Consider the following 7860-nt stretch of genomic DNA (forward strand, 5'->3'; position numbering starts at 1 on the left):
AACGGGGGGGGGCGCGGCGGGGGCCGCGCAATTTTCCGCCTCCCCGCCCCGTCCACCGCGCCACAACTCAAAAACGCGCCGGCGAATATCGCCGGCGCGTTTTGGAAAGGAAGGGAAGTTTATGACGCTCGCCGACGCCTACCGCGAAGGGCTCGCGCTCGCGGGGCCAGGCACCGACCGCGCGTTCGAGGTCTCCTGTCTCTTTGAGGGCGCATTCAGGCTCCCCCGATACGCGCCGGGACTGGACGCGCGGCAAGCGGGGGCGCCGGCTCTGGAACGCTTTTTCGCGCACTGCCGAAAGCTCGCGGAGGGCGAACCGCTCCAATACCTGCTGGGCGAGTGGGAATTTTTCGGGCTGCCCTTCTTTGTGGGCGAGGGGGTGCTCATCCCTCAGCCGGACACCGAGACGCTGGTGGAGACCGCGCTCGGCCTGATGGAGGAGACCCCTTCGCCGGTCGTCGCGGACCTGTGCGCCGGGAGCGGGTGCGTGGGAATCTCGATCGCGCACATGCGTCCGGACGCGCGGGTGTATGCGCTCGAGCTGTCGGAGGCGGCGCTCCCCTATCTCGCGCGAAACATCGAACGAAACGGCGCGCCGGTGGAGGCGCTTCACTGCGACGCGCTCGCGCCGCCCGCGCTGCCGCCGCTCGACGGCGTGGTATCCAATCCGCCGTACATTTCGCGGGAGGAGATGGCGGGGCTTCCGCCGCAGGTAAAGCGCGAACCGGAAATGGCGCTTTACGGCGGCGGGGACGGGCTGGATTTTTACCGGGCGCTGCCGGGCGTCTACCGTCCGCTGATCAAAGAGGGGGGCTTTCTGGCGCTCGAGGTGGGGTACACGCAGGCGGAAGCGGTCGCGGCTCTGGTGCGCGGCGCGGGTTTCCACGCGGTGGAAACCCGGCGCGACCTCGCGGGCGTCGCGCGCGTGGTAACCGGCCTAAAATGAAAAGTTTTGTCAACTTTTTTATCTCCGGCCCAAGAGCCGCCCTTCGGGCGGTTGGCCTCCGAAGCGCCTCGCTGCGGCTCGGTGAAAAGTTGCGGGTGAGAAAAGGCCCGGCGTTTCTGACGAAACGCCGGGCTTCAGGCGCTTTTTTGAAGGGTTTGGGGGACTTTTTTCAAGAAAAAAAGTCCCCCAAGGACATGTCCCCACGGGCGGGGCCTAGCAATCCTCCGTGGCCAAAGCAGCCTCCACGCCAAACTCGACCAAACAGACGATGACGCGGTTAAAGCTGACATTCTCCCGCAGCGCGATACGATCAACCGCGTCGGCCAAACGCTCCGGAAGATAGATCGTTTTGTAAACCGAGCGCTCCTTTTTGCAGCCCTGGATCATCAACGGCATCCTATCGCCCCCTTCGCTATCATAACATGGCGGCGGCGGGCGGGCCGCAAAACGTACTTATTCTAAGTACACAAAATTTTGCGCGCAAAAAACCGGGGCGGGTATCCTTCGATACCCGCCCCGGCATTTTTCTTTGATCAGCCGCCCAGCTCTCCCAGGATTCTGTGGTACATATCGATGTACTCGCCCGCCGAGCGGTCCCACGAGAAGTCGCAGGTCATCGCCTTCTGGACCGCCTTGGGCCAGACCTCGCGGTTGTAATACAGCCCCGCCGCCCGGTCGATCGCGCCGAGCATGTCGTGCGCGTTGTAGGTCTTGAAGGTGAAGCCGTTGCCCTCGAGGTTCAGCCCCATGTCGGTGATCGAATCCTTGAGGCCGCCCGTCTCGCGCACGATCGGCAGGGTGCCGTAGCGCAGGGACACCATCTGGGCAAGCCCGCAGGGCTCGCTCTTGGAGGGCATCAAAAAGCAGTCCGCGCCCGCGTAGATCTTGCGCGCGAGGTCGGGGATGAACCCGATGCGCACCGCCGTTTTGCCGGGATATTTGGCCTGCATCTCCTGGAAGAAGCTCTCGAAGATGTAGTCGCCCGAGCCGAGCGCCACCACCTGAAGCTCCCGTTTCATCAGCTCCTCATAGATATACTGGATGAGGTCGATGCCCTTGTGCGCGACAAACCGCGTCACGACGCCGACCAGCATCGTGTCCTTATCCTGCTTGAGGCCCATGGTCTTTTGCAGCTCGGTCTTGTTGACGTATTTGCGGTCGATCGTCTCGGGGCCGTAATTCGCGTAGAGCGCCGGATCGGCCCCGGGGTTGTAGCTCTGGGTGTCGATGCCGTTCAAAATGCCCATCAGCTTGTGCTGATTGGCGCGCAGCAGGCGGTCGAGGCCGTGGGCGAACCAGGGGTCGGTGATCTCCTTGGCGTAGGTCGGGCTCACCGTCGTGACATAATCGCACACCTCGATGGCCGCCTTCATCATGTTGAGGCATCCGTCGTAGAGCATGGTGGGCGCGGCGTAATAGGGCAGCCCCAGCACGTCGGTCGCGATCTCCATGCCGTATTTGCCCTGGTACTGGATGTTGTGGATGGTGAAGACCGTCTTGATATTCTTGTATTTGTCAAGGTGGCGGTAGAAGAGGTTGAGGTAGACGGGCGTCATTGCGGTCTGCCAGTCGTTGCAGTGCAGGATTTCGGGGTCAAAATCGACGTACTGGATCATCTCGCAGACGGCCTTGGAGAAAAAGGCGAACCGCTCCGCGTCGTCGTAGAAGCCGTAGATGCCGCCGTCCCGCTTGAAGTAGTACTCGTTGTCGAGGAAGTAATACTTGACGCCGTTGTAGTTGCTTTCAAAGACGCCGCAGTACTGGTTGCGCCAGCCGAGCGGGACGTAAAAGCTGCACACGAACTGCATCTTTTCCCGCAGTTCGGGCTTGATCGAGCTGTAGAGCGGGACGACGACCCTGCACGCGTGCTGCTTGCTGCGGATCGCCCGCGGCAGGGAGCCCGCGACGTCGGCAAGCCCGCCGGTCGCGATAAACGGGGTCGCCTCGCTCGCCACATATAAAATCCTCATGTTCTTCCTCCTGTATTCGCCGGCATGGCCGGTCTGCTGTGAGGACAGGGGCGGCCACAGCCGCCCCTGTACGAATTGGCCCTCCGGTCAGATGCTGTTCCCCTTGGCGATGTAGGTCGGATAGGTCTCATATCCGATCAGCACGCGGGAATCCTTGATGAGCACATCCTTGTCGGTGATGACGTACTCGAGGTGGGCGTTGTCGCCGACATAGGTGTCCTGCATGATGATGCAGTTCTTGAGCACCGCGTTGCGCCCGATCTTGGCGCCGCGGAAGATGATGCAGTTCTGCACGTCGCCGTTGATGATGCAGCCGTCGGCGATCAGCGAATTGCCCACCCGCGCCGACAGGCCGTATTTGACGGGCACCTGGTCGCGCACCTTGGTGAAGACGGGGCGCTTGTTCGGGAAGAGCTCGGCGCGCACCCGCGGGTCGAGCAGCTCCATGTTGGCGGCGAAGTAGCTCTTCATGCCCGAGATCTTGTGGGTGTACCCGCTGAACTCGTAGGCCTTGATGGCCAGCTTGCCGACCGCCGGCTGGATGGCGTGGCGGATGAGGGAATACTGGTCGTGGCTCTTGCCCTCGCCGACCAGCCGCTCAAGCAGCGTCTTTTCCAGCAGCATGACGTTCATGTAGACATGCTGGGTGCCGCGCACGTCGGGGCGCACCGAGATGTCGGTGACATCCTTCGTCTCCTCGTCGTAGGCGAGGGTCGTGGTGTCGCGGGCGCTCTCGGCGGAGACCTCGGTGGTCTTGAACATCATCGAGATCTGCGCGCCCGATTTGATGTGCTCGTTGATCATCTCGCGCATGTCGATGTTGGCGATGATGTCGCTGTCGCAGAGAAGCACATATTTGGCGTCGTTGTGCTTGATGTAGCTCATCGCGCCCTGGAGCGCCTCAAGCCGGCCGCGATAGATGCCGCTGCCCTGGCTGCTCGCGAAGGGGGGCAGGATGACGAGGCCCCCGCGCTTGCGGGCGAGGTCCCACGCGCGGCCCGCGCCCACGTGGTCCATCAGCGACTGGTAGTTCTGCTTGGTGATGATCCCGATATCCTGGATGTCGGAATTGACCATGCTCGAGAGCACGAAGTCGATCAGGCGGTAGCGTCCGCCGTAGGGCACCGAGCCGGTCGTGCGCCGCTCGGTCAACTCGCCGAGCATGCTGTCGTGCATATTGGAGAAAATAATCCCCATTACTTTATTTTCTCTCATGTCCTTATTGCACCCCCTGAACGTCTTTGTCGATCATCGCTTTGGGGGCTACCACCGCGCCTGCGCCGATTGTGATGCCGTTGCCGACAACGGCGATTCCCCAGTTGTCCCTGTTCTCGGCGTTCTCGGGCCTCTGGCCGACCACGGCCCCCTCCCCGATCACGCAGTTTTCCGCCACGATCGCGTATTCGACGACCGCGCCCTTTTTGATCACCGTGCCGGGCATGATGATCGAATCGCGCACCACCGCGCCCTCCTCGACGGTCACGCCCGCGAAGAGGATGGAAAAGTCGACATTGCCCGCGATCGTGCAGCCCTCGGTGACCATCGAGTTCTGCACCACCGCGCCGTTGGCGATGTAGTGCGGCGGCATGACCGGGTTGCGGGAATAGATCTTCCAGCTGTCGTCGTAGAGGTCGAGCGGGACCTTCGGGTCGAGCAGGTCCATATTCGCCTCCCACAGGCTGTCGATCGTGCCGACGTCCTTCCAGTAGCCCTCGAACGGATAGGCGACCATCTTCTGCCCGTCGCCGAGCATCGCCGGCAGGATGTTCTTGCCGAAATCCTTGGAGGAGAGCGGGTCGGCCTCGTCCTCGATGAGGTATTTGCGCAGCTTCTCCCAGGTGAAGATGTAGATGCCCATCGAAGCGAGGTTGCTCTTGGGCTGGGGCGGCTTCTCCTCGAACTCGAAGATGGTGCCGTCCGGGTATGTGTTCATGATGCCGAACCGGCTGGCCTCCTCCATCGGGACCTGAAGCACCGCGATCGTACAGTCGGCGTTCTTCTCCTTGTGGTAGGCGAGCATCTTCTCATAGTCCATCTTGTAGATGTGGTCGCCCGAGAGGAGCAGGACGTATTCCGGCTCGTAGCGGTCGATGAAGTTGATGTTCTGGTAGATGGCGTTCGCCGTGCCGGTGTACCAGTCGGACCCGGAGGACTTCTGGTAGGGCGGCAGTACGAACACGCCGCCGTTGGCGCGGTCGAGGTCCCACGGCTGGCCGTTGCCGATGTACTCGTTGAGCACGAGCGGCTGGTACTGGGTGAGCACGCCCACCGTGTCGATCCCCGAGTTGATGCAGTTGGAAAGCGGGAAATCAATAATCCTGTACTTGCCGCCGAAGGGAACCGCCGGCTTGGCGAGGTTCTGCGTCAGTGTGTACAGCCTGCTGCCCTGCCCGCCGGCGAGCAGCATGGCAATCCATTCCTTCTTGAACATGTTGTTACCCCCTTTGTTGATGGCTCAAGTCCCCTGCTTTTGGGGTTTCCTGCGCTCTTTCTTCACAACAGGCTTTCCGGCCGGGGCCTTCGCGGCCTTTTTGGCCGTGGTTTTCGCCCGGACGGCCTTTTCCGTCCTGCGCGGCCTGCCCTTGAGGAAGACCGCCGCCAGCGGCGGCACCGTGAGCGTGATCGACTGCTTCATGTCGTGGTCCGGCTGGTTCTTCACCCGGATCGCGCCGCGGTTCACCACGCCGCTGCCGCCGTATTTCACGTCGTCGGTGTTGAAGACCTCGTCATAGCTCGTCGCGTCGGGCACCCCGATGCGGTAGTCCTCCCGCGTCACAGGCGCGAAGTTGCAGACCACCACAAGGTCGTCCCCGTTGTCGTCGATGCGGCGGAAGACGATGATGTTCCGGGCGTGGTCGTCGTGCGCCAGCCAGTTGAAGCCGTCCCACGAGTCCTCCACCTGCCACAGGCAGGCGTGCGCGAGGTAGAAGTGGTTGAGGTCCCGCACGAACTGCTGCATCTGGCGGTGGGAGTCGTAGTCGAGCAGCATCCAGTCGAGCTGCTGCTTGTAGTTCCACTCGATGAACTGCGCGAACTCGCAGCCCATGAAGAGCAGCTTCTTGCCCGGATGGGTCATCATGTAGGCCAGGAAGGTGCGCATACCGGAGAATTTCATCGCGTAGTCGCCCGGCATCTTGTTGATGAGCGAGCACTTGCCGTGCACCACCTCGTCGTGGGAGATCGGCAGGATGAAGTTCTCCGAAAAGGCGTAGAAGAGGCTGAAGGTCAATTTGTCGTGGTTGTAGCTGCGGAAGATCGGGTCGAGCGACGTATAGGCGATCATGTCGTTCATCCAGCCCATGTTCCACTTGAAATTGAACCCGAGCCCGCCCACATAGGCGGGCTTCGTGACCATCGGCCACGCGGTCGACTCCTCCGCGATCATCAGCGCGCTGGGATGCTCGGTGAGCACGGCGGTGTTCATCTTCTGAAGGAACGCCACCGCCTCGAGGTTCTCGCGGCCGCCGTTGACGTTGGGCAGCCATTCCCAGTCCTCGCGCCCGTAATCGAGGTAGAGCATCGAGGCCACCGCGTCGACGCGGATGCCGTCGATGTGGTACTTCTCCACCCAGAACATCGCGCTCGAGGTGAGGAAGCTCACGACCTCGTTGCGCCCGAAGTCGAAGATGCGGGTCCCCCAGTGGGCGTGCTCGCGCTTGTGCACGTCCTGGTATTCGTAGAGCGGCTGGCCGTCGAACTCGTAGAGGCCGTGCGCGTCCTTGGGGAAGTGCGCGGGCACCCAGTCCATGATCACGCCGATGCCCGCCCGGTGGCACCTGTCCACAAAGTACATGAAGTCGTGCGGGGTGCCGTAGCGCGAGGTCGGCGCGAAATAGCTCGTCACCTGGTAGCCCCACGAACCGTCGTAGGGGTGCTCCATCACCGGCATCAGCTCGACGAAGTTGTAGCCCATGTCGCCCAGGTATTCGACCAGCTCGTCGGCGGTCCTGCGGTAGTCGTAGGTGTTGCCGTCGGGGTAGCGCCGCCAGGAGCCGAGGTGCATCTCATAGATATTGACCGGGCTGCGGTAGGGGTTGAAGCCCTGGCGGCTCGCGAACCACGCGCCGTCGTCCCACTCGTAGCCCTCGATGTCGTACAGCTTGGAGGCCGTCTCCGGCGGAGTCTCGGCATGGAAGGCGTAAGGATCCGCTTTCATCAGGGCGCGTCCATCTTTGGTCTTCACGCAGAACTTATATAAATCATATTGCTTGAGGCCAAAAATCATGCATTCCCAAACCGCATGATCTTCCAGAAGCGTCATCGGATTCGCATCCGGGTCCCAGTCGTTGAAATCGCCAACGACCGATACCGACACGGCGTTGGGAGCCCACACGCGGAATACGTATCCATCTTCTTCATCCTTGCGGCAGGGATGGGCGCCTAAGTATTCATAGGCCTTATAATTCGTCCCCTGATGAAATAGATACAATGGAAAGCTGTCTTTCGACTTTGTTTTTTTTGGCTTAACCATTGCCCTCACCTCCCTTTTTTATATTTTAACAGTTTTTGGAGCGCCTTTCAAGTATTTCTTGTGAAATATCGCGTAAAAACAATGAAAACTTTCTAAGCATTTTATCTATTATGCACATATTTTGTGCACATTCCTGTTTCTTTCGCCTAACGATATTTTCCAGTTGCGGCCCTCCTTGTCCTGTCAGAGACCCGCAAGTTTCTATTATAACATGAATTTCGTGTCGTTTTGGCATGTAAATGGTGGTGGGAAATGTTCTTTGATTTGCCGCTTTCCAAGCGGCGGGGATTGCCGGGGCCCGCCCGCCGGCGGCTTTGGATTTGCCGCGCTGCGCCCGGCGGAGCTTTCTTCGCGCCCCTCCGGGGCGCTTTAGATGTGCCGCCTCCGGCGGCGGGGATCGCCGGGTCCCGCCCCGGCAGGCGGGTCCATTTCTTGATCGCCCAAGAAATGGACGAAAGAAGGGCGCTCAAGGG

At 61.1% G+C, this 7860-nt stretch carries 6 protein-coding genes; 1 reads left to right on the forward strand and 5 read right to left on the reverse strand.

Annotated elements, in window-relative coordinates:
- Positions 1–121 precede the first annotated feature (121 nt).
- Entirely contained in the window at positions 122–946 is an 825-nt protein-coding gene (gene prmC / locus NE609_RS16095) for a peptide chain release factor N(5)-glutamine methyltransferase (RefSeq protein ID WP_256153101.1), read from the forward strand.
- Between the two features lie 213 nt (positions 947–1159).
- Here prmC and NE609_RS16100 read toward each other — a convergent pair whose 3' ends face one another.
- The 5 genes from NE609_RS16100 to glgB all read right to left on the reverse strand — a co-directional run bounded on the left by NE609_RS16100 (position 1160) and on the right by glgB (position 7387).
- Positions 1160–1342 carry a hypothetical protein gene (locus NE609_RS16100; RefSeq protein ID WP_101549156.1) on the reverse strand — a complete coding sequence of 61 codons (183 nt, stop codon included), beginning with the start codon at positions 1340–1342 and terminating at the stop codon, positions 1160–1162.
- Positions 1343–1479: 137 nt separating this feature from the next.
- On the reverse strand, positions 1480–2916 hold the full coding sequence (gene glgA / locus NE609_RS16105; RefSeq protein ID WP_256153102.1) for a glycogen synthase GlgA: 1437 nt from the start codon (positions 2914–2916) through the stop codon (positions 1480–1482).
- A gap of 87 nt (positions 2917–3003) precedes the next feature.
- Entirely contained in the window at positions 3004–4131 is a 1128-nt protein-coding gene (glgD, locus tag NE609_RS16110; protein WP_101549152.1) for a glucose-1-phosphate adenylyltransferase subunit GlgD, read from the reverse strand.
- 4 nt (positions 4132–4135) lie between these two features.
- Entirely contained in the window at positions 4136–5347 is a 1212-nt protein-coding gene (locus tag NE609_RS16115; RefSeq protein ID WP_121587613.1) for a glucose-1-phosphate adenylyltransferase, read from the reverse strand.
- 24 nt (positions 5348–5371) lie between these two features.
- Positions 5372–7387: a 1,4-alpha-glucan branching protein GlgB gene (glgB, locus tag NE609_RS16120; RefSeq protein WP_256153103.1), complete on the reverse strand. Its 2016-nt coding sequence runs from the start codon at positions 7385–7387 to the stop codon at positions 5372–5374.
- Between the last annotated feature and the right edge of the window lie 473 nt (positions 7388–7860).

Origin of the sequence: Anaerotruncus sp. DFI.9.16 (genome assembly GCF_024461615.1) — a bacterium.
GTDB lineage: Bacteria > Bacillota > Clostridia > Oscillospirales > Ruminococcaceae > Anaerotruncus > Anaerotruncus massiliensis.

What these genes read in the sequence shown, in the direction of transcription:
- prmC (WP_256153101.1), top strand. Translation starts at nt 122, where the DNA reads ATGACGCTCGCCGACGCCTACCGCGAAGGGCTCGCGCTCGCGGGGCCA.
- glgD (WP_101549152.1), bottom strand. Translation starts at nt 4,131, where the DNA reads ATGAGAGAAAATAAAGTAATGGGGATTATTTTCTCCAATATGCACGAC.
- glgA (WP_256153102.1), bottom strand. Translation starts at nt 2,916, where the DNA reads ATGAGGATTTTATATGTGGCGAGCGAGGCGACCCCGTTTATCGCGACC.
- NE609_RS16100 (WP_101549156.1), bottom strand. Translation starts at nt 1,342, where the DNA reads ATGCCGTTGATGATCCAGGGCTGCAAAAAGGAGCGCTCGGTTTACAAA.
- NE609_RS16115 (WP_121587613.1), bottom strand. Translation starts at nt 5,347, where the DNA reads ATGTTCAAGAAGGAATGGATTGCCATGCTGCTCGCCGGCGGGCAGGGC.
- glgB (WP_256153103.1), bottom strand. Translation starts at nt 7,387, where the DNA reads ATGGTTAAGCCAAAAAAAACAAAGTCGAAAGACAGCTTTCCATTGTAT.